General features: G+C 54.0%; 25 protein-coding genes. 6 read left to right on the top strand and 19 right to left on the bottom strand.

The features are described 5' to 3' along the window. Positions 1-23 precede the first annotated feature (23 nt). Positions 24-656, bottom strand: coding sequence for an NUDIX hydrolase YfcD (yfcD, locus tag I2123_RS08250; protein ID WP_244879899.1), 633 nt, complete (start codon positions 654-656; stop codon positions 24-26). 328 nt (positions 657-984) lie between these two features. On the opposite strand from yfcD, the gene yfcG reads away from it, so the two are divergent. Then, positions 985-1,629, top strand: coding sequence for a GSH-dependent disulfide bond oxidoreductase (gene yfcG, locus I2123_RS08245; protein WP_112166879.1), 645 nt, complete (start codon positions 985-987; stop codon positions 1,627-1,629). 155 nt (positions 1,630-1,784) lie between these two features. Further along, entirely contained in the window at positions 1,785-2,681 is an 897-nt protein-coding gene (locus tag I2123_RS08240) for a TIGR01777 family oxidoreductase (RefSeq protein WP_213052177.1), read from the top strand. Between the two features lie 233 nt (positions 2,682-2,914). On the opposite strand, the gene I2123_RS08235 is transcribed toward I2123_RS08240, so the two are convergent. Next, complete coding sequence (locus I2123_RS08235) at positions 2,915-4,510, bottom strand: ABC transporter substrate-binding protein (protein WP_213052176.1); 1,596 nt, start codon at positions 4,508-4,510, stop codon at positions 2,915-2,917. A 158-nt stretch (positions 4,511-4,668) separates the two neighbouring features. On the opposite strand from I2123_RS08235, the gene pepT reads away from it, so the two are divergent. Next, positions 4,669-5,901, top strand: coding sequence for a peptidase T (pepT, locus tag I2123_RS08230; protein WP_213052175.1), 1,233 nt, complete (start codon positions 4,669-4,671; stop codon positions 5,899-5,901). Positions 5,902-5,990: 89 nt separating this feature from the next. Here the strand turns inward: pepT and hisP are convergent, their stop codons facing one another. The 15 genes from hisP to I2123_RS08155 form a co-directional block, all read right to left on the bottom strand. Further along, positions 5,991-6,764 carry a histidine ABC transporter ATP-binding protein HisP gene (hisP, locus tag I2123_RS08225; protein WP_112166871.1) on the bottom strand — a complete coding sequence of 258 codons (774 nt, stop codon included), beginning with the start codon at positions 6,762-6,764 and terminating at the stop codon, positions 5,991-5,993. Positions 6,765-6,800: 36 nt separating this feature from the next. Further along, the gene (locus I2123_RS08220) at positions 6,801-7,517 is read right to left on the bottom strand and encodes an ABC transporter permease (RefSeq protein ID WP_112166869.1); all 717 of its coding nucleotides are present in this window, start codon (positions 7,515-7,517) and stop codon (positions 6,801-6,803) included. Continuing rightward, on the bottom strand, positions 7,514-8,200 hold the full coding sequence (locus I2123_RS08215) for a histidine ABC transporter permease HisQ (protein WP_112166868.1): 687 nt from the start codon (positions 8,198-8,200) through the stop codon (positions 7,514-7,516). The genes I2123_RS08220 and I2123_RS08215 overlap by 4 nt, the downstream gene beginning before the upstream one ends. 105 nt (positions 8,201-8,305) lie before the next feature. Beyond that, the gene (argT, locus tag I2123_RS08210) at positions 8,306-9,088 is read right to left on the bottom strand and encodes a lysine/arginine/ornithine ABC transporter substrate-binding protein ArgT (RefSeq protein ID WP_112166866.1); all 783 of its coding nucleotides are present in this window, start codon (positions 9,086-9,088) and stop codon (positions 8,306-8,308) included. 323 nt (positions 9,089-9,411) lie between these two features. After that, the gene (locus I2123_RS08205; RefSeq protein ID WP_213052174.1) at positions 9,412-9,984 is read right to left on the bottom strand and encodes a UbiX family flavin prenyltransferase; all 573 of its coding nucleotides are present in this window, start codon (positions 9,982-9,984) and stop codon (positions 9,412-9,414) included. A 130-nt stretch (positions 9,985-10,114) separates the two neighbouring features. Then, positions 10,115-11,632: an amidophosphoribosyltransferase gene (gene purF, locus I2123_RS08200; RefSeq protein ID WP_112166862.1), complete on the bottom strand. Its 1,518-nt coding sequence runs from the start codon at positions 11,630-11,632 to the stop codon at positions 10,115-10,117. 30 nt (positions 11,633-11,662) lie between these two features. Further along, positions 11,663-12,154 carry a colicin V production protein gene (gene cvpA / locus I2123_RS08195; RefSeq protein ID WP_034791821.1) on the bottom strand — a complete coding sequence of 164 codons (492 nt, stop codon included), beginning with the start codon at positions 12,152-12,154 and terminating at the stop codon, positions 11,663-11,665. Between the two features lie 266 nt (positions 12,155-12,420). Continuing rightward, positions 12,421-13,236 (bottom strand): cell division protein DedD, encoded by an 816-nt coding sequence (gene dedD / locus I2123_RS08190; RefSeq protein WP_213052173.1) that lies wholly within the window; start codon positions 13,234-13,236, stop codon positions 12,421-12,423. Beyond that, positions 13,226-14,512, bottom strand: coding sequence for a bifunctional tetrahydrofolate synthase/dihydrofolate synthase (gene folC, locus I2123_RS08185; RefSeq protein WP_213052172.1), 1,287 nt, complete (start codon positions 14,510-14,512; stop codon positions 13,226-13,228). Before folC ends, dedD begins: the two co-directional genes overlap by 11 nt. 202 nt (positions 14,513-14,714) lie before the next feature. Then, positions 14,715-15,632, bottom strand: coding sequence for an acetyl-CoA carboxylase, carboxyltransferase subunit beta (gene accD, locus I2123_RS08180; protein ID WP_112166856.1), 918 nt, complete (start codon positions 15,630-15,632; stop codon positions 14,715-14,717). Between the two features lie 262 nt (positions 15,633-15,894). After that, positions 15,895-16,563 (bottom strand): DedA family protein, encoded by a 669-nt coding sequence (locus I2123_RS08175; protein ID WP_112166855.1) that lies wholly within the window; start codon positions 16,561-16,563, stop codon positions 15,895-15,897. A 36-nt stretch (positions 16,564-16,599) separates the two neighbouring features. Then, positions 16,600-17,430, bottom strand: coding sequence for a tRNA pseudouridine(38-40) synthase TruA (gene truA, locus I2123_RS08170; RefSeq protein ID WP_112166853.1), 831 nt, complete (start codon positions 17,428-17,430; stop codon positions 16,600-16,602). Positions 17,431-17,432: 2 nt separating this feature from the next. Then, positions 17,433-18,446, bottom strand: a complete 1,014-nt coding sequence (locus I2123_RS08165; protein ID WP_112166851.1) for an aspartate-semialdehyde dehydrogenase — start codon at positions 18,444-18,446, stop codon at positions 17,433-17,435. Between the two features lie 119 nt (positions 18,447-18,565). Beyond that, on the bottom strand, positions 18,566-19,693 hold the full coding sequence (pdxB, locus tag I2123_RS08160) for a 4-phosphoerythronate dehydrogenase PdxB (RefSeq protein ID WP_213052171.1): 1,128 nt from the start codon (positions 19,691-19,693) through the stop codon (positions 18,566-18,568). A 99-nt stretch (positions 19,694-19,792) separates the two neighbouring features. After that, positions 19,793-20,587: an AraC family transcriptional regulator gene (locus tag I2123_RS08155; protein WP_213052170.1), complete on the bottom strand. Its 795-nt coding sequence runs from the start codon at positions 20,585-20,587 to the stop codon at positions 19,793-19,795. A 125-nt stretch (positions 20,588-20,712) separates the two neighbouring features. On the opposite strand from I2123_RS08155, the gene I2123_RS08150 reads away from it, so the two are divergent. After that, on the top strand, positions 20,713-21,609 hold the full coding sequence (locus tag I2123_RS08150; protein ID WP_213052169.1) for a DMT family transporter: 897 nt from the start codon (positions 20,713-20,715) through the stop codon (positions 21,607-21,609). A 241-nt stretch (positions 21,610-21,850) separates the two neighbouring features. Further along, positions 21,851-22,900, top strand: a complete 1,050-nt coding sequence (gene flk, locus I2123_RS08145) for a flagella biosynthesis regulator Flk (protein ID WP_112166843.1) — start codon at positions 21,851-21,853, stop codon at positions 22,898-22,900. 8 nt (positions 22,901-22,908) lie between these two features. Here flk and I2123_RS08140 read toward each other — a convergent pair whose 3' ends face one another. After that, complete coding sequence (locus I2123_RS08140; protein WP_112166841.1) at positions 22,909-23,364, bottom strand: rhodanese-like domain-containing protein; 456 nt, start codon at positions 23,362-23,364, stop codon at positions 22,909-22,911. A 99-nt stretch (positions 23,365-23,463) separates the two neighbouring features. Between I2123_RS08140 and pdxR the strand changes: the two genes are divergently transcribed. Continuing rightward, positions 23,464-24,990: a MocR-like pyridoxine biosynthesis transcription factor PdxR gene (pdxR, locus tag I2123_RS08135; RefSeq protein ID WP_244879898.1), complete on the top strand. Its 1,527-nt coding sequence runs from the start codon at positions 23,464-23,466 to the stop codon at positions 24,988-24,990. Here the strand turns inward: pdxR and I2123_RS08130 are convergent. Continuing rightward, complete coding sequence (locus I2123_RS08130) at positions 24,944-26,071, bottom strand: SLC13 family permease (RefSeq protein WP_112166837.1); 1,128 nt, start codon at positions 26,069-26,071, stop codon at positions 24,944-24,946. The two genes, pdxR and I2123_RS08130, sit on opposite strands and share 47 nt — an antisense overlap. Positions 26,072-26,086: the final 15 nt, after the last annotated feature.

Genomic DNA, 26,086 nt, shown 5'->3' with positions numbered 1-26,086 from the left:
TATCGCCCGCTTTTATCGGATAATCAGACAGAAGGACCCTGATTTTTTTCCTCATCATTCACATCGGTTGTTTCAACGTCTTGCGTTTCAACAACCGGCGCAGCCATTTCGCGGGTTAACGGCTTGCCGTGTTCTTTCTCATTATTGCGTGTCATCCACAGCGACAGCGCTTTCAGAGAATCCGGCGTGAATTCGTCGCAGCGCGCGGTGATTTCTTCCGGCGTCATCCAGCGCACCGAATCAATCTCTTCTTCCTGTAGCGCGAACGGGCCATGCGATACGCAGCTGAACAGCGCGCCCCACACGCGGCATTTGTTCTCTTCTTCGAAGTAGAACTGGCCGTGTTCGGCAAAAGGTACACCGGCAATTCCTAACTCTTCTTCCGCTTCACGGCGGGCTGAATCAAGAATATTTTCGCCGCTTTGCACCACTCCACCTGCCGTTGCATCCAGCCAGCCAGGATAGAAGTCTTTGGTTTCTGTACGGCGCTGAACCAAAATATTTCCCATTCCGTCATGAACCACAATGTAGCTGGCACGGTGACGCAGGACCTGAGCACGCATTTGTTGTCGGCTGGCCTGGGCAATGACCTCGTTGTCTTCGTTGACGATATCAACCCATTCTTCCGTACTGATGTTTTGCTCTTGTTCTGACATCCGCTGAAACCTTCTGTTTTAAGCGCTGGTCTGTGCGCAATGGGTCTGTGCGCAGTAATTGGTGCAACACGTCGACAATGTCCGGAGATTCTATCTGGGTCTGCCACATGGCTTCAATAGCAATGGATGCGTTGGTGACAGGTAAAAGTTATGTTACCCCACAAACTTCGCCATAAGACAACTCCGACAAAGGTCTGAGGCAGGCCGGTATTCATCGGCGTTATGATACCCTACTCAATCACTTTAAAAACGTGTGATTGACGACTCCACATTGGCGTATCTCGTCCCGCAGCTCCCACAGAGTGATTAACATAACGCAGGAGGCAATATGATTGATCTTTATTACGCACCCACACCGAACGGCCACAAAATTACCCTCTTTTTGGAAGAAGCCGGATTGCCCTACCGCCTTCACCGAATTGATATCAGCGCAGGCGATCAGTTCAAACCCGAGTTTCTGGCCATCTCGCCTAACAATAAAATCCCGGCCATTGTCGACAGTCTGCCCGTAGACAACGGCGCACCGATAGGCGTATTTGAATCCGGCACAATCTTGCAGTATCTGGCGGAAAAAACCGGCAAGTTTCTCAGCAAGGAACTGCGCGAACGCACAACCACCCTGGAATGGTTAACATGGCAGGTGGCCGGACTGGGCCCGATGCTCGGACAGAATCATCACTTCACCCATTACGCCCCGCAGCCAGTCCCCTACGCCATCGAACGTTTTCAGCAGGAAACCAAACGTCTGTACGGCGTACTCAATACCCAACTGACCAAAAACGCTTACATCGCCGGAGACACTTATAGTATTGCAGATATTGCGACTTACCCGTGGATTGTGGCGCATGAGCGCCAGCGCATTGATCTGGCGGAGTATCCGGCGGTGCGTAACTGGTTCGAGCGCGTCAAAGCCCGTCCGGCGACGCAAAAAGCCTACGCACTGGCCGATACCACCCGCATCAACAATCAATAACCGCTCTGTCCCCGGTGTCTGCCGGGGGTTCTTCTTTTAAACTCCCGCTGTAAATAATTTCCACTAATTGTGCTCCATATCGCGCGTTAAGCGCGGCGACTCAACTATGATTACAAACAGTTCATTCGCATATTCAGACAGTTAAGGAACCTGACATGAAAATCCTGATCACTGGCGCTACCGGGCTCATTGGCCGCAGGCTCACCGAGAGACTTGTTGAGCAATCTCATCAGATTACCGCCCTCACCCGTGCTACCGAACGCGCCGCAAAAATACTGGGTTCACAGGTTCAGCTCTGGGAAACGCTGGACGGCAAAACGTCGCTGGATGGTTTCGATGCAGTGATCAATCTTGCGGGCGAGCCGATTGCCGATAAGCGCTGGACGAAAGAGTACAAAGCCAAACTTTGCGAAAGCCGCTGGCAGTTAACCGAAAAACTGGCCCAGCTCATCAACGCCAGCCAGACGCCACCGTCAGTCTTTATTTCAGGTTCGGCAGTGGGTTATTACGGCGATCAGGGGCAGGCGTTAGTCCCCGAGGATGAACCGCCTAATAAGCAGTTTACCTGGCAACTTTGCGCCCGCTGGGAAGCGCTGGCGCTGACGGCAGAAAGCCCGCGCACCCGCGTGTGTCTGCTGCGAACCGGCATCGTGCTGGCGGCCAAAGGCGGGGCGCTGGCGAAAATCGTTCTGCCTTTCCGCGCAGGTCTCGGCGGCCCGATCGGCGATGGTCAGCAATACATGCCGTGGATCCACATCGACGACATGGTCAGCGGCATCATTTTCCTGCTGATGCATGAAACCCTCACCGGCCCGTTCAACATGGTCTCGCCTTATCCGGCGCGTAATGAACAGTTCAGTGCCCTGCTCGGTGAAGTTCTGCATCGTCCGGCGTTTATGCGGGCGCCTGCGGGCGTTGTAAGGTTGCTGATGGGAGAATCGTCGGTGCTGGTGCTTGGCGGCCAGCGGGCGGTACCGAAGCGGCTGGAGGCAGCCGGGTTTGCGTATCAGCACCAGGAGCTGAAGGGAGCCCTGGAGGATTTGTTGGGGTAATGGACTGCCAGCTTTTCAAACATGAGCCATGCATCCCGGCTATATTTCAGGTAGTTCTGCTATTGCCAGCCATACTCCTCCCCCTTCGCAGGGGGAGGAGCAAACCGGTTCAATTTTTATATTTAAATTCCGAAATATAGACTCACTGTTCATTCGACTTACATAGCCAGTGGCCGCTTTCAAAAACGGCGTCGAATGAACGGCGAGAAACCGAAACCTTCCCGATCTAAGTCTTACTCCTTAATATCCACCTGATAAAACACATGTTTCCCAAACGGATCAATCTCATACCCGCTCACTTCTTTGCGAACCGGTTCGAAAATCGTCGAGTGCGCAATCATCACCGCTGGAGCCTGATCGTGCATCATCTGCTGTGCCTGCTCGTAAAGCGCGACGCGTTTGGCGTGATCGGTGGTTTCTTTGGCTTCGGTAATCAACTGGTCAAAGGGTGCGTAACACCACTTGGCTGAGTTGGATCCACCCTTCGCGGCGTTGCAGGTAAACAACGGGCCAAAAAAGTTGTCCGGATCACCGTTGGCGGTGGTCCAGCCCATCAACGCAGCCATGTGCTCGCCATTGCGGATACGCGTCTGGTACTCGCCCCACTCATAGCTGACGATGTGCGCTTTCACGCCAATCTTCGCCCAGTCAGACTGAATCATCTCCGCCATACGTCGGGCGTTCGGGTTGTAAGGGCGCTGTACCGGCATCGCCCACAGGTCGATGTCAAAACCGTTCGGCATGCCCGCTTCCGCCAGCAAAGCTTTGGCTTTTTCCGGTGAATAATCGTAATCGGTTACCTTGTCGTTGTAACCCCAGACGCCGGTCGGCAACAGCGTTTTCGCCGCTGTGCCGGTGCCACGGAATACTGCCTCGATGATTTGCGGCTTGTTGATCGCCATGCTCAGTGCCTGACGCACTTTCACGTTATCCAGCGGTGGTTTCTGGGTATTGAAGGACAGGAAACCGGTATTCAGGCCAGATTTGCTCATCAGATTGATATCTTTATTGGCGCGCATACGGTCAAGATCTGCCGGATTTGGGAACGGCATCACCTGACACTCATTTTTTTCCAGTTTTGCGAGACGCATCGAAGCATCCGGGGTGATGGTGTATACCAGACGATCGATTTTAGATTTGCCCTGCCAGTATTCCGGGAAGGCTTTGTACAGCAGACGCGTGTCTTTCTGGTACTGAACCAGCTCGAACGGACCGGTGCCCACCGGATTGAGATCGAGTTTTTCCGGTGTACCGGCTTTCAGCATCTGATCGGCATATTCTGCCGAGAGGATAGACGCGAAATACCAGGCCAGATCGGCGACAAACGGCGCTTCCGGGCGGGTCAGATTGAAGCGCACCGTGTAGTCATCAACCTTATCAATGCTGCCAATCAAATCGCCCAGCTTCAGACTGTCGAAGTTCAGGTACGTGCCGCCGGAGACTTTATGGTACGGATTATTTTCATCTTTCTGGCGCATGAACGAGAAGATCACGTCATCGGCGTTGAAATCACGGCTCGGCTTGAACAGCTTGCTGCTCTGGAATTTCACGCCTTTGCGCAGGTGGAAGGTATAGGTTTTGCCGTCAGGGCTGACGTCCCAGCTTTCCGCCAGACTCGGCACCAGCTCAGTGGTGCCGGTTTTGAAATCGACCAGGCGGTTATAAATCGGTACCGCGCTGGCGTCCACCGAGGTTCCCGAGGTGTAAAGTTGCGGATTGAATTGCTCAGGTGAACCTTCAGAACAATAAACCAGCGTTTTGGCGGATACACCACCAGTGATTGCCAGCGCCAGTAACCCTGTGCTTATTTTGAGGATGTTGTGTTTCATTTTTTCCCTTTTTTCCCCGTCCGGAGAGTGTTTAAAAGTTCTTCATCATGGAACCCAAAGCAAAAACAGATTAACATCTGAATAACAACTAGTAATACTTTGTTATATATGAAAATCTTATAACAAGTAAACCCATTGGCGATCATTCAGAGGTCAAGATGTCGACAACTATCGCAAAACAGCTTACCGAACGTTTCTACCACTATCTCTCCGTGACGTCACAAAGTGACGCCAGTGTGAACACCTTACCGAGCACGCCGGGTCAACATGACATGGCGCGTTTGCTGGCCGATGAGCTACATCAGCTCGGCTTAGAAAATATTCAGATTGATGAATATGCGACCGTCACGGCGGTTAAGCGCGGCACCAAACAGGGTGGCCCGCGCATTGGTTTTATTACGCATATTGATACCGTCGATGTCGGTCTTAGCGCTGATATTCACCCGCAGACTCTGCGTTTCACCGGCAGCGATGTGTGCCTGAACAAAGAAAAAGACATCTGGCTGCGCCCTTCCGAACGACCGGAAATTCTGCCCTATCAGGGCGAAGAGATCATTTTCAGCGACGGCACCAGCGTGTTGGGCGCCGATAACAAAGCTGCCGTGACCGTAGTGATGACCGTGCTGGAGAATCTCAGGGCCGATCAGGAATACGGCGATATCGTGGTAGCGTTTGTACCGGATGAAGAGATCGGACTGCGCGGCGCAAAAGCACTGGATTTGGCGCGCTTTGACGTGGATTTCGCCTACACCATCGACTGTTGTGAACTGGGCGAAGTGGTGTACGAAAACTTTAATGCGGCGGCGGTGGAAATCGACTTTACCGGCGTCACGGCGCACCCGATGTCAGCCAAAGGCGTGCTGGTTAATCCGCTGCTGATGGCACAGGATTTCATCAGCCATTTTGATCGCGCAGAAACACCGGAAAACACCGAAGGTCGCGAAGGCTACGTCTGGTTCAACGGTATGAGCGCAACGCAACAGGGCGCGCAGTTGAAGGCGTCAATCCGTGATTTTGACAGTGCCAGCTTTGCGGCGCGTAAACAGAAAATTCAGGATGTGGCGAAGATCATTGCCGCTCAGTATCCGACGGCGAAGGTCTCGGTGGATATCAGCGATACCTACAGCAATATCAGCAGTGCGATCGGCGAAGATCGCCGGGCGATTGATCTGATTTTTGCCGGGCTGAAAGAGATCGGCGTTGAGCCGAAAGTGATCCCGATGCGCGGCGGCACCGACGGCGCGGCGCTGTCAGCCAAAGGTCTGCTGACCCCGAACTACTTCACCGGTGCGCACAATTTCCACTCAAAGTATGAGTTTCTGCCTGTGAATTCGTTTGTGAAATCTTACGAGCTGACCGTGCAGCTGTGCCTGCTGGCTGCGAAAAGCTAATGACTTAAGCACCTCCCCCAGCGAAGGGGGAGGTGGAGGGAATATAGCCGGCGAATAAACGCCATCCCGCTCTTCTCAGTGGCTTTCAATTACTTCAGCGCACCCGACAAAAACTGTTGCAGACGCGTACTTTTCGGATTGCTGAAGACTTCCGCCGGATTGCCCTGCTCTTCAATCACACCTTTGTGCAGGAAAATCACGTGATTTGACACATGACGGGCAAATTCCATTTCGTGGGTGACCACAACCATGGTTTTCCCCTCTTCCGCCAGCTTCTGCATGATGCGCAGCACTTCGCCAACCAGCTCAGGGTCGAGCGCGGAGGTCGGTTCATCGAATAACAGTACTTCGGGCTCCATCGCCAGCGCACGGGCGATAGACACGCGCTGCTGCTGGCCACCGGACAAGTTCACCGGATATTTTCCCTGAGCACGTGCATCGATCCCGACTTTGTCGAGATACTTCACGGCACGTTCGCGCGCTTGCGCTTTGCTCAGCCCCAGTACCTGCACCGGCGCTTCCATGACGTTTTCCAGCACCGTCATATGGCTCCACAAGTTGAAATGCTGAAACACCATCGTCAGTTTGGTGCGCAACAGTTGCAGCTGCTTCTTGTCGAAGACTTTCAGCTGGCCGTCGGTGTCGCGCACCATACGGATGTCCTGATTATTGACGCTGATCGAGCCTTCACTTGGCTTCTCGAGAAAGTTTATACAGCGCAAAAAGGTACTTTTACCGGAGCCCGATGAGCCGATAATGCTGATCACATCTCCGGCGTTAGCCGTAAGCGACACGCCTTTCAGCACTTCATGGTCGCCGTAGCGCTTGTGTAAATCGAGAACAGCTAATTTGTTTTCTGACATAACGTTTCCCGCAATGGTGTCGATAGTTGGCTTTTTTTAATGAGCGGACTGAGGCTTAACGTGCGCCAGCCAGCGTTTTTCCGCCTTGCGGAACAGACCAATCAGAACAAAAGAAACACAAAGATAAATGACCGCCGCGATGCCGAAGGCGTAAAACGGCTGATAGGTCGCCGAGTTAATATCACGGGCAATCTTTAGCACATCCGGCACGGTGGCGGTAAAGGCCAGCGCGGTGGAGTGCAGCATCAGGATGACTTCGTTACTGTACGCAGGCAGCGCCGTGCGCAGTGCCGATGGCAAAATAATGCAGGTATAGAGTTTGAAGCGCGAAAATCCGTAGGCGTTCGCCGCTTCGATTTCACCGTGCGGCACCGAACGGATGGCACCGGCAAAAATCTCCGTAGTGTATGCGCAGGTGTTGAGCGTTAACGCCAGGATCGTACAGTTCAGACCGCTGCGAAAGAACGCGTTCAGAAAATCCGTTCCGCGCACGATTTCCAGACTGTACATCCCGGAATAAAACACCAGCAGCTGAACGTACAGCGGCGTGCCGCGAAAGATGTAGGTGTAAAGCCAGATAGGATAACGGATAAATTTATTGGAAGAGACGCGGCCCACCGCCATCGGTACGGCCAGCAATCCGCCAATGACGACGGAGCTGATCAGCAGCCACAGGGTGACAGCCAGACCGGTAAACCGGTAGCCATCGCTATAGAGCAGCGACCAGCCATATTGTTGAAGAATGTCGATCATAGCTCAGCCCTCTTCACACCCAGCGAATAGCGGCGTTCAAGCCATAACAACACGCCGTTCGACAGCGTGGTAAAGATCAGATAAACCACACCCGCGACAATCGCAAAGTAGAACGGCTGATATGTGCCCTTGCCTGCCAGCTGCGTGGCTTTTACCACATCATTGAGGCCGAGCAATGACACCAGCGCGGTGGCCTTCAAAATCACCTGCCAGTTGTTGCCAATCCCAGGCAGCGCAAAGCGCATCATGGCTGGAAAGAGAATTCGGCGGAAAATCTGTGAGCCGGAGAAACCAAAGGCGGTCGCCGCTTCGATCTGTCCACGGGGAACGGCCATAAACGCGCCACGGAATGTCTCGGTGAAGTATGCTCCGTAGATAAAGCCGAGCGTAATGATACCGGCGCTCATCGGATCGATATCAATTTGGGTCAATCCCAGGGATTCCGTTACGCTATTGAGCGCAATCTGCAAGCCGTAAAAAATCAATAACATCAATACCAGATCAGGTACGCCGCGGATAAGCGTGGTGTAACAACCAAAGAAACCAGAGATAACCCGGCTTTTTGACAGTTTCCCACCCGCTCCGATAAGCCCTATCACCAGCGCTAAAACCACTGACGAAATCGCCAGTTCCAGTGTCACCAACGTGCCCTGGATGATTACCTGGGAATACCCATACAGCATGGTTTTTTCCTGTCTCAGTGGATCCCGCCGCAGGCCAGCGAGCGCCCGCGCCAGAACCTCAGGGAGCGGCGCACCGCCCCCTGTGGCACATCACACAGCGGGCAATTAGCCGCCGTATACGTCAAAGTCGAAATATTTCTTCGCCAGCTTGTCGTAAGTCCCGTCTTTACGCATGCTGTCAAACGCCTTGTTCAGTGCGGCTTTCAGATCGGTATCGGTCTTGCGCAGCCCCATGCCGGTACCCACGCCGAAGAATTTATCGTCTTTCACAGAAGGGCCCGCAAACGCGTAATCTTTACCGGCTGACTGTTTCAGGAAGCCTTCGCTACCTGCTACTTCATCCTGGAAAGCTGCGTCGAGACGGCCAGATGCCAGATCCGCATAAATCAGATCCTGGTTCTGGTAAGCCACCACGTTGATGCCTTTTGGCTGCCACATTGCGTTGGCATACGCTTCCTGAGTGGAACCCTGCAATACGCCGACATTTTTGCCTTTCAGCGCATCCAGTTCAGGCAACACTTTTGAGCCTTTTGGCGCGATCAGACGGGCGTTGGCGGCGTACAGTTTCTCAGTGAAATCAATTTCCTGCTGACGCTTTTCAGTGATGGACAGTGAGGAAATGATCGCATCAATTTTTTTGGCTTTCAGGGAAGGGATCAGCGCATCGAAATCACTTTCAACGTAAGTACACTTGATGGCCGCACGCTTACACATTTCGTTAGCGAGATCGATATCAAAACCGACCAGCTTACCGCTGGAGTCTTTTGATTCAAATGGGGCGTAAGTCGGATCGGTGCCGATATTAATTGCTTTAGGCGCGGCAGCAAATGCACTGCCTGCACTGGCTAAGACCAGAACCAGCGGAAGAACCTTGAACAACTTTTTCATACATTAGCCTCAGTGATTATTCATCTGTTGTGGTTGTGTGTGCGTGAATGAACGTCTTTTTATAGTTTGCTGAACGAAGCAAATGGCTTTTTTGCCAGATTCTCTCATGCACTTTTCGTGCCGTTTCTCAGCAAGGACAATTTCCCTGCAAAGAGAGCGAAAACCGGTCAAAAAATCATCAGGAAGTTGAAAGTATTCAGAGGTCTGAAGAAAGGATAGCGTAAGGGGCGCTTAGCAATGCACCGCAATGAATCAATTTGTGATCACCGTTGGTGCAATGTTAGTTAAATGCTAGAAATGAGTGCGTAACAGGTGGGGAAAACTCAGTGGCTGCCCTGCCATCGAACAAATAAGTCATGCGGCAGCTCAATATCAAACTGGTCAATTACCCGGTTAACGGTTTGATTGATGATATCGTCCACCGATTCCGGGCGATGATAGAATGCCGGCACCGGCGGCATGATAATCGCGCCAAGCTCAGCAGCCTGCGTCATCAGACGCAGATGCCCGAGATGCAGCGGAGTTTCGCGCACGCACAGCACCAGACGGCGGCTTTCTTTAAGCACCACGTCCGCGGCGCGCGTCAGTAAACCGTCGGTGTAACTGTTCACAATGCCGGATAAGGTTTTAATCGAACACGGTAAAATCACCATACCGGTGGTTTTAAACGAGCCGGAAGAAATACTGGCAGCAATATCACGGGAATCATGCACCACATCAGCCAGTGCCTGAACGTCGCGCAGCGTCAGATCGGTTTCCAGAGTCAGCGTTTGCCGTGCGGCATTGCTCATCACCAGATGAGTTTCGATGTCGGGCACGCTTTGCAGCACCTGCAATAACCGGACACCATAAATTGCGCCACTGGCGCCTGAAATGCCGACAATAAGTCGTTTCATGAAAATGCCTTAGAAAAATGTTACCGGACCCGATGCTGCTAATACTGACATAAATTCAGGCATAAAAAAACGCGCCCGCCCGGCTGTTCACCGGAGGGGCGCGTTTAAGCGGATGTCAGCAACCGGCTAATCAGCCTTCGTTGTGCATCTCAAGGTTTTCAGCTTCCTGCTGGCCACGTAACGCCTGAGCGTCATCGTTGCGCAGGGCTTCGAGATATTCGAGGTAATTCTGATCAACGTCTTTGGTGACGTAAATACCGTCGAAGACTGAACACTCAAACTTCTCTATATCGCTGTTATCTTCTTTCACTGCGGCGATCAAATCGCTGAGATCCTGGAAGATTAACGCATCCGCACCGATGATCTGATTGATTTCGCTGACTTCACGACCGTGCGCAATCAGCTCGTTCGCGCTTGGCATATCGATGCCATACACGTTCGGGAAACGAATTTCCGGTGCCGCAGAAGCCAGATAAACGCGTCTCGCCCCCGCTTCACGCGCCATCTCAACGATCTGCTGAGAAGTGGTGCCGCGCACGATAGAGTCATCAACCAGCAATACGTTCTTATCACGGAACTCAGCACGGTTAGCGTTCAGTTTGCGACGCACCGATTTACGACGTTCCTGCTGACCCGGCATGATAAACGTACGGCCCACGTAGCGGTTTTTCACAAAACCCTGACGGTACGGTTTATTCAGGATGCGCGCAATTTCCAGCGCGATATCGCAAGAGGTTTCCGGGATCGGAATCACCACATCGATATCCAGATCTTCCCATTCACGGGCAATTTTCGCGCCCAGCTTTTCACCCATACGGACACGGGCGCTGTAAACGGAAATTTTGTCGATGAACGAGTCAGGACGTGCGAAATACACATACTCGAACAGGCATGGGTTGTACTGTGGATTCTCAGCACACATGCGGGTAAACAGCTGGCCTTTTTCGGTGATATACACCGCTTCGCCCGGCGCAACATCACGCAGGAATTCAAAGCCCAGCGTGTCTAACGCTACGCTTTCAGACGCCACCATGTACTCGTTGCGCTCGCCTTCCAGCGTACGTTTGCCGATCACCAGTGGACGGATGCCGTGCGGGTCACGGAATGCCAGCATGCCGTGGCCGATGATCATCGCTACACAGGCATACGCACCGCGGATTTTCAGATTCACCGCCGCAACGGCAGCGAAAATGTTGTCAGCTTCCAGCGGATAATGCTGGAAACGATCCAGCTCGCTGGCCAGGATATTCAGCAGAACTTCAGAATCGGAAGTCGTGTTGACGTGGCGACGCTGGCCTTCGAACAGGTTACTTCTCAGTTCATGGGCATTGGTCAGGTTACCGTTATGGGCCAGGGTGATGCCGAACGGAGAGTTGACGTAAAAGGGTTGAGCTTCTGAAGCGCTGGAACTGCCAGCCGTTGGGTAGCGAACATGGCCAATGCCCATGTTGCCTTGCAAGCGTTGCATATGGCGGGCTTCGAAAACATCCTTCACCAGGCCATTCGCTTTCCGTAAACGGAAGTTATTATTGGCGTCAATGGTGACGATGCCTGCGGCATCCTGCCCACGGTGTTGTAACACCGTTAACGCGTCATAAATCGACTGGTTTACCGGCATGAAACCGGCGATACCGACAATACCGCACATGTTGTCTTTTCCTCTTCAGCGCTGCCAAAACTAAAGATGTTTTGGCAAGAAACTCGACGTGCTCTGCAGGTAGTCAAAGAACCACCTGATGATATAACTGAACTGTGGGATCAACTGAGATTGTTTCCAGTCTTCACTTTGTGAGAAGCCGGTAAAGGTATCCAGGAAGAACAGCATCGCGGAGACAATCAACACACCGCGCAGTGCGCCAAAGCACACACCTAACACCCTGTCAGTGCCGGACAACCCGGTTCTTTCGACCAGCGAACCAATCACATAGTTGACAATTGCACCTACGATCAACGTCGCGATGAACAAGATGGCAATTGCGATCCCGTTTCGAACTAACTCATCTTCGAAACGCGTGAAGTAGATGGCGAGGTAAGGGTAATAATGGCTGGCAACGAAGAAGGCGCAAGCCCAGGTTACCAACGATAAAGCCTCACGAACAAAGCCACGAATCAAACTGACTAAGGCAGAAAATCCGATAACCGCAATGATGACGTAATCAATCCAGACCATTAACTATTCCAGTGTCTAATCCAGTCACGTCTACCCCGGCATCCAAATCGCTGCGAATTCTAACAGAAAAAGAAAACGTTTGCGTAGGGGAAATCTGCCGGTCAGACAAATTAATAATAGCGATTAAAAAAACCTCAATCGCAGCATAAACCTATAAAAATTCAGCGTACCTATTCTATAGAAAAAGGGCACAAATCGCTTGTGCCCTCATACTGATTAAATGAGTAGGTCTCACTCCTCCCCCGGCGAAGGGAGAGGCCGTTTAATCAGCGCGCGCTGTAAGCGCGAACCTGCCCGCCCAGTCCACTCAGCTGTTGCAGCTGTGGCAATGACGCCTCGAGTTTTTGCTTCGACGCATCCGGGCCGACGTACAACCGCGTGATTTGTCCCTGCACCGGAGTGGAAGGCACCGTGAAGGCACGGAACCCTGACAACCGCAGATTCGCGACGATCTCATTGGCTTTGGCGGCATTTTTCAATGCCCCCAGTTGCACGACGTAAGACTGACCCGCTGGCGCTTTTTCTTCCGGCGCGGCTTTCGGCTGTTCGACCGCTTTCGGCTGCTCAACAGGTTTAGGCTGTTCGATCTGCTTCGGCTGTTCGACCGGCTTCTGTTTAACTATTGGCGGCGCTTCGACCATTGGTTTAGGTTCGATGGTCTTCGGTTTTTGCACCACCGGTTTTTGCTCAACCGGTTTCTGCTTCGCCGGCTCGGTCCGCGTTGGCGTCACGGCCTTCTTCTGCTCTGGCAACGTGGTGGACGGCGGCGTTTCCACCGTGGTATTGCCTGGTGCGACTGCGCCGCGATTGGCAGCTGTAGTATTGTTCGCAGAATGGTCCTCTTCAGGCGCGCCACTCATCGCCTGATTGGCACCTTCCGGTGCCTGCGCTGGCAGTGACTGCGTCACCGGCGGCACCGAGTCCTGTTCTTCAACATCACCCGCTTTTGGCACCAATGGGATAGACGCAAATTCGTCTTCGTAATGTTTTTTCTTGCCGTCGAGTAAACCGGGCAAAATGATGACGCCCAGCGCCACCAGAATGACCGTCCCGACCAGACGATTTTGAAACTTACTTGCCACTGGTTTTCCCCGTATCTAAAGCATCCATTACGTGAGCGACGGTATGAAACGAACCGCAGACGATCACAATATCCTGAGGAGCCGCCTCCTGCATAGCCTGCCTCCAGGCTGATCCGACATCCGCAAACTCACGCGCAGAAGGCAGGTGCGCCGTCAGCTCTTTTGCGCTGGCACCGCGCGGACCTTCGAGCGGTGCGCAATACCAAACATCGACCTGAGGCGACAGACATGCCAGCGTACCGGCAATATCTTTATCTGACAACATGCCGACCACCGCACGCACTTTCCCGTCCTGACGCGGCAACTGCGCCAGACGTCCGGCCAGATAAGCCGCGGCATGAGGATTGTGCGCAACGTCGAGGATCAGGCGTGGCGATTCACTTACCGTCTGGAAACGTCCCGGCAGCGCGGCGCGCTGCAACCCCGAACGTATGGCGTCAGCAGGAATTTGCAGCGGCGAATAATGCAATGCAGCCAGCGCCGTGGCGGCATTCGCCAACGGAACGTTCGGCAGCGGCAGATTTTCCAGCGCACCGGTTTCTGCGCCGTTATGCAGCGCCGCCCAGCGCCAGCTCTGATCACTGGCGGTGAAATGCCAGTTCGTATCCCGACGGTACAAATCAGACTGTTTTTCCTGCGCGACGTCGGCAATCGACTGCGGCATATCCGGCTCACCGACGACTGCAGGTTTGCCCGCACGGAAAATACCGGCCTTTTCGCGGCCAATGCTTTCGCGGTCGGAGCCCAGCCAGTCGGTGTGATCCAACGCAATGCTGGTAACAACCGAAACGGCGGCATCCACGATATTCGTGGCATCCAGGCGCCCGCCCAGCCCCACTTCGAGAATAACCACGTCCAGCTTCGCCTGCTTAAACAGATACAGCGCGGACAAGGTGCTGTATTCGAAATAGGTCAGTGAAATATCACCGCGTCCGGCTTCCAGCAGCGCGAAAGACTCACAGTGCGCCGATTCCGGCAGCTCTTCGCCCTGAATGCGCACGCGCTCGGTGTAACGCACAAGATGGGGAGAGCTGTAGACGCCGACGCGATAACCGGCGGCCATCAGAATCGATTCGAGTGTGGCGCAGGTGGTGCCTTTACCATTGGTGCCCGCGACGGTAAAGACCAGCGGTGCGGGCGTCAGCAAATCGAGTTTTGCAGCAACCGCGCTGACCCGTGTAAGGCCCAGCTCAATCGCCTGAGAATGGAGGTGTTCGAGATAATAAAGCCACGTGGCTAAAGGCGACGTGGCTTGAGGGATATGTTGATTTTGCATGAGCCCGTTCAACCTGTTCAGGTTCGCTTCGACACGGCATCACCAGACTGAGACAGCAGGCAATGCCCTCTTTGTCAGATACCACTAACAGAGTAAAAGCACGGCCTGCCAGTCCTGAGCGATAACAGCTTGAGGCGACAGTTTGGGCGGCACAACGATGAGTGGCCGCCCTGAACAACTGACCGGCTTTTACTCTGATCGATCAGGCATCCTGATGATGGTCATCGGCAGAACCGTTGACAGCAGCCGGAACCTCGGCCACTTTTGGCTCCGGTTTCCCGGTCAGTTTCGCCAGAACGCTGCCTAATTTGGCACGCAGATCCGGACGACGGACGATCATATCGATCGCGCCTTTTTCGATCAGGAACTCACTGCGCTGGAAACCAGCAGGCAGTTTTTCACGCACGGTTTGCTCGATAACACGCGGTCCGGCAAAACCAATCAGGGCTTTTGGCTCAGCCACGTTGATATCACCCAACATCGCCAGGCTGGCTGAAACACCGCCCATCGTCGGGTCAGTCAGTACAGAAATGTACGGCAAGCCGCGTTCCTGTAACTTGGCCAACGCCGCACTGGTTTTCGCCATCTGCATCAGCGACATCAGTGCTTCCTGCATACGTGCGCCGCCACTGGCTGAGAAACACACCAGCGGGCAGTTATCTTCCATTGCCTGTTCAACGGCACGCACGAAACGCGCGCCCACCACAGAGGCCATGGAACCGCCCATGAAAGCAAACTCAAACGACGCGACCACAATCGGCATACCAAACAGAGTGCCTTTCATGACAACCATGGCGTCTTTTTCGTTGGTTTCTTTCTGCGCAGCCACCAGACGATCTTTGTATTTTTTGGAATCTTTAAACTTCAGAACATCTTTAGGCTCAAGCTCGCTACCTAATTCAACCTCACTCCCCTCGTCCATGAAAGAGGCCAGACGCATACGCGCAGAAAGACGCATATGGTGGTCACACTTAGGACAAACCATGAGATTGCGCTCGAGCTCGGCGCGGTAAAGTACCTGTCCGCAGCTGTCACATTTAGTCCAGACGCCCTCAGGAATGCTTGCCTTACGGGTTTGCGAGTCAGTGCTCTTACTAAGAATTCGTTCAATCCAGCTCATCGATAACCTTTCTGTTTGAACCCGGCCAAAGCCAGTCCGCTGTTCATGCTGTAACAAGTCCCCTGAAACCTACCCAAAAACGTCTGCCCGCGAGGTGATAAAAAAACTCACACGCCGCATCACAGAAGGGTTGTTCGCAGGAACAGACCATAAATTGTCGCTCATTAAACCATAACAGCCAGAGACTGTGGATAAAAAACTGGTGAGTCTGCGGGTTTAATGACCGTCAATATCCTGTTAATTCATAAAAATCGTCACGGGATTAACCCTGATGACGTTTCTCTTTCGCCGCTGCACGTTTGTGCCGCCAGATTTCAATCACACCCGGCAGGACCGAAACCACGATGATGCCGACGATCAGTAATTTCAGATTTTCCTGAACAATCGGAAGATCGCCGAAAAGGTAGCCTGCGTAAGTAAACAGCAGCACCCAAATTAACGCACCAATCACGTTATACGCAGCAAAGTGACGATAAGACATGTGTCCCATACCGGCGACAAACGGCGCAAATGTCCGGACGATCGGCACGAAGCGCGCAAGAATAATCGTTTTGCCGCCATGTTTCTCGTAAAACTTATGCGTCTTGTCCAAATAACTGCGACGGAAAATCTTCGAATTCGGGTTGCTGAACAAGCGCTCACCGAAGACCCGCCCGATGGTGTAGTTCACGGCGTCTCCCACAATGGCAGCAATTGCCATCAGAAACACCATCAGATGCACATTAAGATCGTTGGTCGGCAACGCGGCCAGTGCCCCCGCGACGAACAGCAACGAATCCCCTGGCAGGAAAGGCGTCACCACCAGCCCGGTTTCACAAAACAGGATCAGGAACAAAATTCCGTAAACCCAGGCGCCATACTGTGCAACCAGTTCTGCCAAATGCACGTCAATATGTAGAATAAAATCGATCACAAACTGGATGAAACCCATTTGATTTTCCGTCCTTTCTTACATCTTCAGAGGTTCTTAATCTTCTAAGAACAGCGGCCCCATATTGACCTGAGGTAATGCAAATTTCTCGGGGTAATCCACAGAGACCAGATACAGCCCTTCGGCTTTACCGGTCGCCGCCGCCAGATTGCGATCTTTCGCCGCCAGCAGTTCGGCCATCCAGTTCACCGGCTGATTCCCCGCACCAATTTCCACCAGACTGCCAACGATGTTACGCACCATATGATGCACAAACGCGTTAGCCTTGATATCCACCACAACATAATTGCCGTGACGGGTGACGTTCAGATGCATCATGTAGCGCCAGGGCGTGCGTGACTGACATTGCGACGCGCGAAACGACGTGAAATCGTTCTCGCCCAGCAACGCCTGACCGGCCAGCTGCATTTTTTCCACATCCAGCGGCATATGCACGTGCGTCACGCCGGTATGTAAAATCGCCGAACGGTAGCGATGATTGTAGATGACGTAGCGATAACGGCGGGCTGTGGCACTGAAGCGCGCGTGGAAATCTTCCCCGACGTTCGCACACCAGCGCACCGCAATATCTTTCGGCAGATGAGTATTCACACCCATCGTCCAGGCCGCGTCATTACGCATCACCGGCGTATCAAAATGCACCACCTGACCGGTGGCGCTGACGCCTGCATCAGTGCGACCGGCGCAGAACACCACAATTGGCGTATCTGCCACGCGGCTCAGCGATTTCTCCAGGCACTCCTGAACACTGGCAGCACCCTGCTGACGCTGCCAGCCATAATAAGCGCTGCCGTTGTACTCAATACCTAACGCAATGCGTCCCACGACGGGAGCAGCACTGACGTCAGCAATAACTTGGTCGGACATAATCAGTACCAGTACTCATTAATCAGTTTTTCTGCGGTTTCCACCGCCATCAGGGCACCGCCAAAACGCACGTTATCTGCCACTGACCAGAACTGCAATAACTCAGGCACGCCGTAATCGTTACGCAGACAGCCAATGCTCAGATTGGCATTGCCGGAAGCATCGCTCACCTGAGTCGGAAAATCGTCTTCGTCACTCAGGGAAATATCGTCAATACGTTCCAGTTCCGTGCGCGCTTCTTCCGCAGACAGCGGACGCAAACCTTCCAAATGCACAACCTGCGCGTGGCCGTAGAAAACCGGCGACTGCACGCAGCTGACAGAAATTGGCAGGCCATCGTCCTGCAACACCTTACGCACCTGATCCACCAGACGACGTTCCTGCAGCACGCTGCCCTCTTCGTCGCTTACCAGCGGCAACATGTTGAACGCCAGCTGCTTGCTGAACAGACCGCCCTCTTCAGCCGGAATGCCGTTCAGCAGGCGCGCACTTTGCCCGGCTAAATCATCCACCGCGACTTTACCCAGCGCGGAAACGGACAGCAGTGAGGTGACATGCAGACGCGACAAACCAGCCTGTTCGGTCAGCGGTTTGATGGCGGTCAGCAGCTGACTGGTCAGGCTGTCAGCGACGGCGACGATATTGCGGTTGCGATAATGAGACAGCGCATCAGGATTCACGCCCGGTACCACCAGCGGAATGTCGTGCTCGAGCGAGAACAGACCACTGCTGTCGATCACCAGGCAGCCCTGATTGGCAGCTTCTTCGGCATACAGTGCAGAGGCTTCGCTGCCCGCTACAAAGAACGCCAGCTGAACCTGCGACCAGTCAAATTCGGACGCCAGCTGTACGCGCAGGCTTTTGCCATTAAAACGCACGGTCTGGCCGGCGCTGCGCTCACTCGCCAGCGGGAAGAGCTCACCAACCGGGAACTGACGCTCGGCCAGTAAATCCAGTAACGCATCACCGACTGCGCCCGTTGCGCCAAGCAGCGCAATATTCCAGCCATCAGACATGTTGGTTTTCTCCAGAAATAAAAGTGCAAAATACAAAGGGGCGATGAATGATCACCGCCCTGTTTTCGAAATCGTTATCACATCACTGTATGCGCAAAAGCTTAAGGGCGCGTTAAGGCTCAGCCCATCACGCTGTTAAAGCCCAGCTTTTTCAGCACATCGGCGGTCGCCGGATCGTCACAGACCACCCGCAAAGATGACCACTCGCGACGCTCTTCATAGAACTTACGCAGCTTGTCGAATTCACCCGGTTTTCCGGCGACACGGCGCAAAGGCCGGTCATCGCGGCGCACATCATACACTAAGTGAATAAGTCGCAGCAGTTTGGCTTCACTCAGCGCACCGCGCAGCGTTACTTCGGCAAATTCAGGCGCAGGCAACAGCGATTCCAGCGGCACGGTTTGCGGCTGACCGATAAACTGGCTGAATGCCTCAAACACCTGCGTGGTGCCGCGCGCTTTGCCTTCCAGGCTGTAGCCTGCAATATGCGCGGTGCCAATGGCCACTTTATCGAGCAGCGCCAGTGACAGATCAGGCTCCGGCTCCCAGACATCCAGCACGGCGGTGAGTTTTTTGGTGCCGTTTAGCGCCTCGAGCAAGGCGGCGTTATCCACCACTTCACCGCGACAGGCGTTGATCAAGATACGGTCAGCAGGCAGTTGCGCCAGCAAATCAGCGTCCACCAGATGATGGGTGGCATAAGGGCCGGACATATTCAGCGGCGTGTGGAAGGTCAGAATATCGGCTTCAGCGACCAGTTTTTCCAGCGGCCAGAATTCACCGGCGTCGCCGCGATCGGCACGCGGCGGATCGCATAACAGCGTACGTATACCCAGCGCTTCAAGGCGGGCATTGAGTCGCGAACCGACGTTACCGACGCCGATAATGCCCACGGTTTTGTCATGCAGCTGGAAGCCATCACGCTGGGCGATAATCAGCAGTGAGGAGAAAACGTACTCAACCACGGCAATGGCATTGCAGCCCGGCGCGGCGGAAAAGCCGATGCCCTGCGTCGCCAGCCACGCGTCATCCACATGGTCAGTGCCCGCCGTGGCTGTACCGACAAATTTCACCGGTTTTCCCGTCAGTAAACCTTCGTTCACCTTAGTCACAGAACGTACCATCAGCGCATCGGCGTCATTCAGGGCGTCTTGCGGGATCGGACGGCCGGGAACGGACTGTACAGTGCCCAGCCGGCTGAACAGCTCGACGGCGTAAGGCATATTTTCATCAACCAGGATTTTCACGTTTGTCTCCGGCAGCATGGCCTAAGAAAGAATAGAAAATAAAGAAGAGTGAGATTTTGCCACGTTCGCCGCGCCGATCCCAACTTTCAGGGCACAACTTTACCTGTCGTTACGAAAACGCTGCGGCGTGGTGCCGGAAATCTGCTGAAACATGGTGATAAACGCCGACGACGAGCTGTAGCCCACTTCGTGCGCGACGTCCTGCACATTTTTGCCCTGCTCGAGCAGCGAGATGGCGTGTAAAAAACGCAGCCGCTGACGCCACTCAGAAAAGCTCATGCCCAGTTCCTGCTGGCATCGGCGCGATAGCGTGCGCTCGGTGGTGTAAATTTTCGCTGCCCATTGCGCCAGCGGGGTGCTGTCCGCCGGATTCTTTTCCAGTCCGGTCAGCACCTGCGATAACAGCTTATCTTCCGACGTCGGGAGGTAAGTATTCTGACGCGGTGCCAGACTGATTTGATCGAGCAATACGCGGCACATGCGCAGATCGGCGTCGGTTTGCGGCTCGGTCAGCTTGCGCGAAAAGCAATCGTCGGCGATGGCATTGAAAATCCCCGTCGGCGTAAGCAGGCACGGCGCAGCAGGCAGGTTTTGACTCATCTGTGGCGCGATATCAATTGCGCAAAACCGCGTGGTCTTACGGTTATAACTTGAATGCTCGGTGCCCGCCGGCAACCAGACGGCAAACTCACGCGGCGCCAGATAACGCTGTCCGGCGACCAGCATGGCAAGAACACCGGACTTCACGCAGATAATCTGGCTCCACGGATGCGAATGCCGCACATATTCGGAATTCCCTTCAATAATTTCACCACGAAATAACAGCGTCGTCGGAGGCTTTTCCGGTAACGGTGGATAATAGCGCGGGAGCGGTGATGTCCGGCGAGTCGGCATAAAAACCTTTTGTCTGTGACGGCGCAGGTTGTCTGAATTACAGAAAGAATTGTCTGATTATCGTTATATATAACAAATAAGACAATCGTACACTTGCGGAACGATTTACTTAGGGATGATTTGCAATGAATGTACTTTTTCCGCTGCTGGCCGTTTTAATCTGGTCGCTCAATGCTGTAGTCAGCAAGGTGTCCGCGACCGCCATTGATCCCGCAGCGATCTCTTTCTACCGCTGGCTGCTGGCCTTACTGACGCTGACCCCGTTTATTTTGCCGGGCGTACTGCGCAATCTGCAGGCGGTGAAGCAATACTGGTGGAAGCTGTTGATCCTCGGCCTGCTGGGCATGGTCTTGTATCAGAGTCTGGCCTATTACGCCGCACACAGCGTCAGCGCGCTGTTTATGGGGATCCTGAACTCATTGATCCCGCTGCTGACGGTGGTGATAAGCCTGTTCCTGCTGAGCGTGGTGCCAACCGTCGGTATCGCGCTGGGTTGTGTGATTTCCTTCGCCGGGCTGGTATGGCTGGTCAGCGCTGGCGACCCTGCGCAACTGCTGCAACACGGGATTGGCAAAGGTGAGCTGATGATGTTTGCGGCGTCGGCGTCCTATGCGCTGTATGGCGTACTGACCAAACGCTGGGCGATCCCGCTGCCTAACTGGCAGTCGCTGTATGTGCAGATCATTTTTGGTGTGCTGCTGCTGCTGCCAAACTTCCTGCTGGCGAGCGACGTCAGTCTGACTGTGCACAATATCCCACTGGTGTTATTCGCAGGGATCCCCGCCTCGATCATCGCGCCGTTTTTGTGGATCCAGGGTGTTATCCGCCTCGGTGCTAACAAAGCGTCTATTTTCATGAACCTGTCACCGATTTTTACCGCCATTATCGCGGTGTTGTTCCTGCACGAACAGCTGCACAGTTACCATATTATAGGCGGCGGCATTACGCTGGCCGGGGTGGCTCTCGCCCAACGTTTGCGTAAACCCCTGTTTGGCCGCACGTCGGTAACCACGCAAAAATAACCGCTCAAAACCTCACTGCTCTGTGCGTAAACATGCCGGGCAGTGAGCCATTTTTCGCTTTCGCGCCCCGCCGAACGTTTTTAACGTCCGTTTTGATAAATAATATTCCTAAGAATCTTAATCGGCCTGCCATTCCCGGTGTTGATTAATAAACTTTGCAGGTATGATGAGGCGCTTCTGCGCTCTTGCGCCGCGCTTTTCCAATCAAGCGACGATTTAATTTCCAGCGAAGGACGGTGATATGCAACCTTTGAGCGGCCCGGGCATGCCGGTTGGCGACAACAGAACACAGCCTCAGGGTCAGACCGTTCCTGCTCAACCGGGTGGCGAACTGCCGTTAACCCCGGCGCAGCGAACCACGCTGGAGAAGCTGATCGTCAAGCTGATGGCGCTGACCCCGATAAAATCTGCGGAGATCTGGGCAAACCTGCGCCACGATCTTTCTTTGCCGCACGGCGCAGAAATCACGTCATCGCAATTTCCTCAGGCGCAGACTCTGCTTCAGGGGAAACTGACGCAGGCGCAGGATAGCCACGCCTCGCGCCAGTTGATGTTGCAGCTAACCGAGCTGTTGCCACAGGGCAATAACCGCCAGGCCGTTAGCGACTTTATCCGCCAGAATTTTGGTCATACCGTGCTGAGCCAGCTGACTCACCCGCAGCTGCAACAAGTGCTGGACTTGATCCAGACGCGCCAGATGAATATCCCGCAGCCACAACAAACTCCGGTAACCGATCGCCCTTTGCTGCCTGCCGAACACAACAACCTGCAGCAGCTGGTTACGCGTCTCAGTGCAGCCACTGGCGAAGCACCGGTCAAAGTGTGGCAGGAATTGTTTACTCTGGTGGGCGTTAAAGTCGGTGATTCTATTCCGGCGAAACACTTCCAGTTACTCAGCCAGTTTATGCAGGTTAAAGCCTCACTCAGCCAGCAGACCACGCCACCGACGCTGACCACTCTGCTGAGCGTGCTCAAACAGCCTGCCAGCACCCAGGAAATCCGTCAGCTGACCGAATATGTGGAAAACCGGTTCAATGCCACTTTGTCTACGCCGTTGACGCCGGTGCAGGTGAATGACCTGATTGGCGTATTGTTCAGCCAGCGAGTGGACCGCACACCACGCAGCGAAGAGGTGGATGACCACTTCTCCACCACGACGCGTACGGATCCGCAGCCGATCATGAATCCGTTTGTCGCGATGCTGCCACCTTCCATGCAGGCGCTCGGCGGAAAACCGCTGCTGTTTATCGCCTTTGTGGTGGTCGTGCTTCTGCTTTGGGCACTGTTTTAAACGCAGGTTCAGGCACAACCGCAGTCATCGGGGGCGAGGCTCAGGGAATAGTTTCCCCGTTCTTCGCCCGTGGCTAATGGATGATTATCGCGGATCCAAAAATCCAGCCCGCCAATCATTTCCTTCACATGAAATCCCAGCTTTGCCAGCTTGTACGCACCCTGCGTCGAGCCGTTACAGCCAATCCCGTCACAGTACGTCACGTAAACCACCTCTTTGCTCAGCGCCAACGTGCTTTCTGCCGTCATCAGTTTATGCGGAAAACTTACCGCGCCCGGCACATGCCCGCGCACATAATATTCAGCAGAACGGGTATCAATAACCACAATGCGGGTAATGCCGTTCTGCAGGTCCGCCGCCACGTCGGCCGCATCGGTATAAAAGCTCAGTTTCGAGTGCAGATACGCGGCGCTGACCTCCGGTGACGGCGGTGCGAAAGCCAGAACATAAGATGAGTGCGACATAACTTCTCCTGTGAAATTTTCTCTGTTGAAAGCCGTTCCATCATCGCTGTTTTTGGTCTTATTATTGATACCAATTCCTCGCTAATGATGAGACCCATTATGCCCGGTCCGGCTCAGCCCTCTGCGTTAATTACGCTTTTCGAAAATACAGGTGCGCAGGAAGGCGCAGTGACCACCGGCCTGCGTGACCGGCTGTGTGCGGCATTGCGCAAAGCAATTAACACCGGCGCGCTGACTGCCGGGCAAAGGCTGCCATCTTCACGCATGCTGGCTGCTGATTTGAAAGTGTCGCGTATTACCGTGGAAGCGGCATATGCGCAGACTGAAGCCGAAGGCTATTTGCGACGTCATACCGGCAAGGGAACATTTGTCAGCACATCACTTTCCCTCCCCTCAGCACCGCGTAAAGGCACCACGACTCCCCCCAGCCTCTCAAGACTGTCCGTATGCGGGCAAAAAATTGTCGCGACCGGCGGATGTCGTGATCCACAGTTTCCCGTGGCTTTCGCAGCGGGATCACCGGATCTGCGTGCCTTCCCGCTAAAAACGTGGAAACAGCTGACGGCCAGAGAGCTGCGCATTCACGGCGAGCACCTGCTGGGATATGGTGATCCGCAAGGCTATTTACCTTTGCGTGAAGCTATCGCCAGTTATCTGCAACAGTCCCGTGGTGTCGTGTGCTCCGCCGCGCAAATCATGATCACCACCAGCTCGCAGCAGGCGCTGCAACTACTGGCGATGCTGCTTATCGACCCTGCTGATAAGGTCTGGCTGGAACAGCCCGGCTATCTGGGCGCGCGCAACGCTTTTGCCAGCGCCGGTGCAGATATTTGCGCTATCCCGGTCGACTGCGAAGGAGTTAACCCGACGCCGGACTTCCCCGCACCTCGTCTGATGTATCTGACGCCTTCACATCATTATCCGACCGGCGTCAGCCTGAGTTTACCGCGCCGCCTGCATCTGCTCAATTATGCAAAACGCCACGGCAGCTGGATCATCGAGGACGATTACGATAGCGAACTGCATTACGACGGCAGACCTCTTCCGGCGATGCAGGGGCTGGATAAACATCAGCAGGTAATCTATCTCGGCACCTTTTCGAAAGTCCTGTTTCCGTCACTGCGTCTGGCTTATGCCGTTTTACCCCCCGCATTGGTTGCGCCGATGGTTACGTTGCGCACCGTCAGCGACGGGCACTCTTCTCAGCTGATGCAGGCAGTGACCGCTGAATTCATGCATGCCGGGCATTTCGCCGCTCACCTGCGCTTTTCCCGTCAGCTGTATCACAGCCGTCGCGACCATCTGTTGCACCAGATTAAGCAAAAAATTAGCTGGCTGACCCCGCAGGTTGCCGCCGGTGGTTTGCAGCTCGCGGCTCACTTACCCGCCGGGCAGGAAGCCTATTTAAGCGCGCTGGCAGCACAGGCCGGGGTGGAAACGCCGCGCCTGTCGCCGTTATTTTTCACTGCGGCAGGCGCTACCAGTCAGCATCAGGACGGCTGGATGTTAGGCTTTTCCGCCCTGACACCAGCGGAAATCACCGCCGCCGTCAACCGGTTGGCGTCTCTTAACATGCAGGCTACTTCACCACCAGGGGTAACAGAAACCAGCCTGCCAGCCCGCTGAACAGCAGGAACGGGAATGAATAGGCGTGGAATTTGAGCCAGATTTTTTTGTCATTTGCCATGCGCAGAGCAATCAGGTTAGCAAGCGAACCAATCGCCAGCCCGAAGCCACCAGCATTCACGGCGTAGGCCAGCAGCGCGCCCGAAGGCAAATAGTTGATCATCAGGATGGTTGCGGGCACGTTACTGATCACCTGGGAAAGCCCGATGCTGAGCAGGTAATGTCCGTAATCGGGCAGACCGGCAATATGCGCAAAGGCAGGTTGCAATATATCCAGTCCGACAATCAGTCGCACATCGATAAACATCACGATGAAGACCAAAATCAGCGGCCAGTCGATGCGCAGCAGCACCTGCCGTGCCAGCCAGATAAAGCACAGAATGACCGCCAGTAAGCCGTAGATCGCCAGCCCCAGATCCACACAGGCAATGAACGCTACATACAGCAGCACGGAGCTGAACAGCAGACGTTTCTGGAAGGGATAACCTTCGTTACTCTCCAGCTTTTTAAGGCTGTGAGATGGAAAACAGAACCAGGTAACCAGCAGCAATGCGGCCAGCGTAATTATCGCCAGCGGTGCCATCTGAGCAATAAATTGCAGGAACGACAGACCGGATTTATTCCATAACAGAATATTTTGCGGATTACCGATGGGCGTCAGCAGAGATCCGGCATTTACCGCCAGCGCTTCAAAAATGATGAGCCGGGTGACCGGCAGCGACGTCAGTTTTTTCAGCGTAATGGTCAGCGGGATAACGATAAACAACGCCACATCATTGGTCATAAAAGTGGAAAGCACCGCCGCCGCCATCACCAGAAACAGCGCCAGCCAACGTTCGTTATCGATGGCGTTAATCATCTTACGGCCAACAAAATCGAAATAGCCGCTGACTTCCACACCCTTGGTCAGCATCAGCAAACCTAACAGTGTAACGATGGTGTCCCAGTCAACAAACTGCGGGAACTGGACAATTTTGGCAGGCTGAAAGCAGGTCAGCACAATGCCAAGCAGCACTAAAAGATGCAAAAAACGATCGCGTAAGAAAGGTTTAAGTAATGTGCCCATGACTGTTTTGAACATAAGTTTTCTGCATTA

Origin of the sequence: Rahnella inusitata (assembly GCF_018288855.1) — a bacterium.
Taxonomy (GTDB): domain Bacteria; phylum Pseudomonadota; class Gammaproteobacteria; order Enterobacterales; family Enterobacteriaceae; genus Rahnella; species Rahnella inusitata.
This window is presented reverse-complemented; position numbering and strand designations above follow the sequence as displayed.

Excerpts from the sequence above, each read along its gene's own strand:
- hisP (WP_112166871.1), bottom strand. The coding sequence starts at position 6,764 with ATGTCAGAAAACAAATTAGCTGTTCTCGATTTACACAAGCGCTACGGC.
- I2123_RS08205 (WP_213052174.1), bottom strand. The coding sequence starts at position 9,984 with ATGAAACGACTTATTGTCGGCATTTCAGGCGCCAGTGGCGCAATTTAT.
- accD (WP_112166856.1), bottom strand. The coding sequence starts at position 15,632 with ATGAGCTGGATTGAACGAATTCTTAGTAAGAGCACTGACTCGCAAACC.
- I2123_RS08220 (WP_112166869.1), bottom strand. The coding sequence starts at position 7,517 with ATGATCGACATTCTTCAACAATATGGCTGGTCGCTGCTCTATAGCGAT.
- yfcG (WP_112166879.1), top strand. The coding sequence starts at position 985 with ATGATTGATCTTTATTACGCACCCACACCGAACGGCCACAAAATTACC.
- cvpA (WP_034791821.1), bottom strand. The coding sequence starts at position 12,154 with ATGGTCTGGATTGATTACGTCATCATTGCGGTTATCGGATTTTCTGCC.
- purF (WP_112166862.1), bottom strand. The coding sequence starts at position 11,632 with ATGTGCGGTATTGTCGGTATCGCCGGTTTCATGCCGGTAAACCAGTCG.
- I2123_RS08140 (WP_112166841.1), bottom strand. The coding sequence starts at position 23,364 with ATGTCGCACTCATCTTATGTTCTGGCTTTCGCACCGCCGTCACCGGAG.
- truA (WP_112166853.1), bottom strand. The coding sequence starts at position 17,430 with ATGTCCGACCAAGTTATTGCTGACGTCAGTGCTGCTCCCGTCGTGGGA.
- I2123_RS08165 (WP_112166851.1), bottom strand. The coding sequence starts at position 18,446 with ATGTCTGATGGCTGGAATATTGCGCTGCTTGGCGCAACGGGCGCAGTC.
- I2123_RS08215 (WP_112166868.1), bottom strand. The coding sequence starts at position 8,200 with ATGCTGTATGGGTATTCCCAGGTAATCATCCAGGGCACGTTGGTGACA.
- pdxR (WP_244879898.1), top strand. The coding sequence starts at position 23,464 with ATGCCCGGTCCGGCTCAGCCCTCTGCGTTAATTACGCTTTTCGAAAAT.
- I2123_RS08150 (WP_213052169.1), top strand. The coding sequence starts at position 20,713 with ATGAATGTACTTTTTCCGCTGCTGGCCGTTTTAATCTGGTCGCTCAAT.
- folC (WP_213052172.1), bottom strand. The coding sequence starts at position 14,512 with ATGCAAAATCAACATATCCCTCAAGCCACGTCGCCTTTAGCCACGTGG.
- argT (WP_112166866.1), bottom strand. The coding sequence starts at position 9,088 with ATGAAAAAGTTGTTCAAGGTTCTTCCGCTGGTTCTGGTCTTAGCCAGT.
- I2123_RS08175 (WP_112166855.1), bottom strand. The coding sequence starts at position 16,563 with ATGGGTTTCATCCAGTTTGTGATCGATTTTATTCTACATATTGACGTG.
- I2123_RS08235 (WP_213052176.1), bottom strand. The coding sequence starts at position 4,510 with ATGAAACACAACATCCTCAAAATAAGCACAGGGTTACTGGCGCTGGCA.
- I2123_RS08130 (WP_112166837.1), bottom strand. The coding sequence starts at position 26,071 with ATGTTCAAAACAGTCATGGGCACATTACTTAAACCTTTCTTACGCGAT.
- I2123_RS08240 (WP_213052177.1), top strand. The coding sequence starts at position 1,785 with ATGAAAATCCTGATCACTGGCGCTACCGGGCTCATTGGCCGCAGGCTC.
- pepT (WP_213052175.1), top strand. The coding sequence starts at position 4,669 with ATGTCGACAACTATCGCAAAACAGCTTACCGAACGTTTCTACCACTAT.
- flk (WP_112166843.1), top strand. The coding sequence starts at position 21,851 with ATGCAACCTTTGAGCGGCCCGGGCATGCCGGTTGGCGACAACAGAACA.
- yfcD (WP_244879899.1), bottom strand. The coding sequence starts at position 656 with ATGTCAGAACAAGAGCAAAACATCAGTACGGAAGAATGGGTTGATATC.
- I2123_RS08155 (WP_213052170.1), bottom strand. The coding sequence starts at position 20,587 with ATGCCGACTCGCCGGACATCACCGCTCCCGCGCTATTATCCACCGTTA.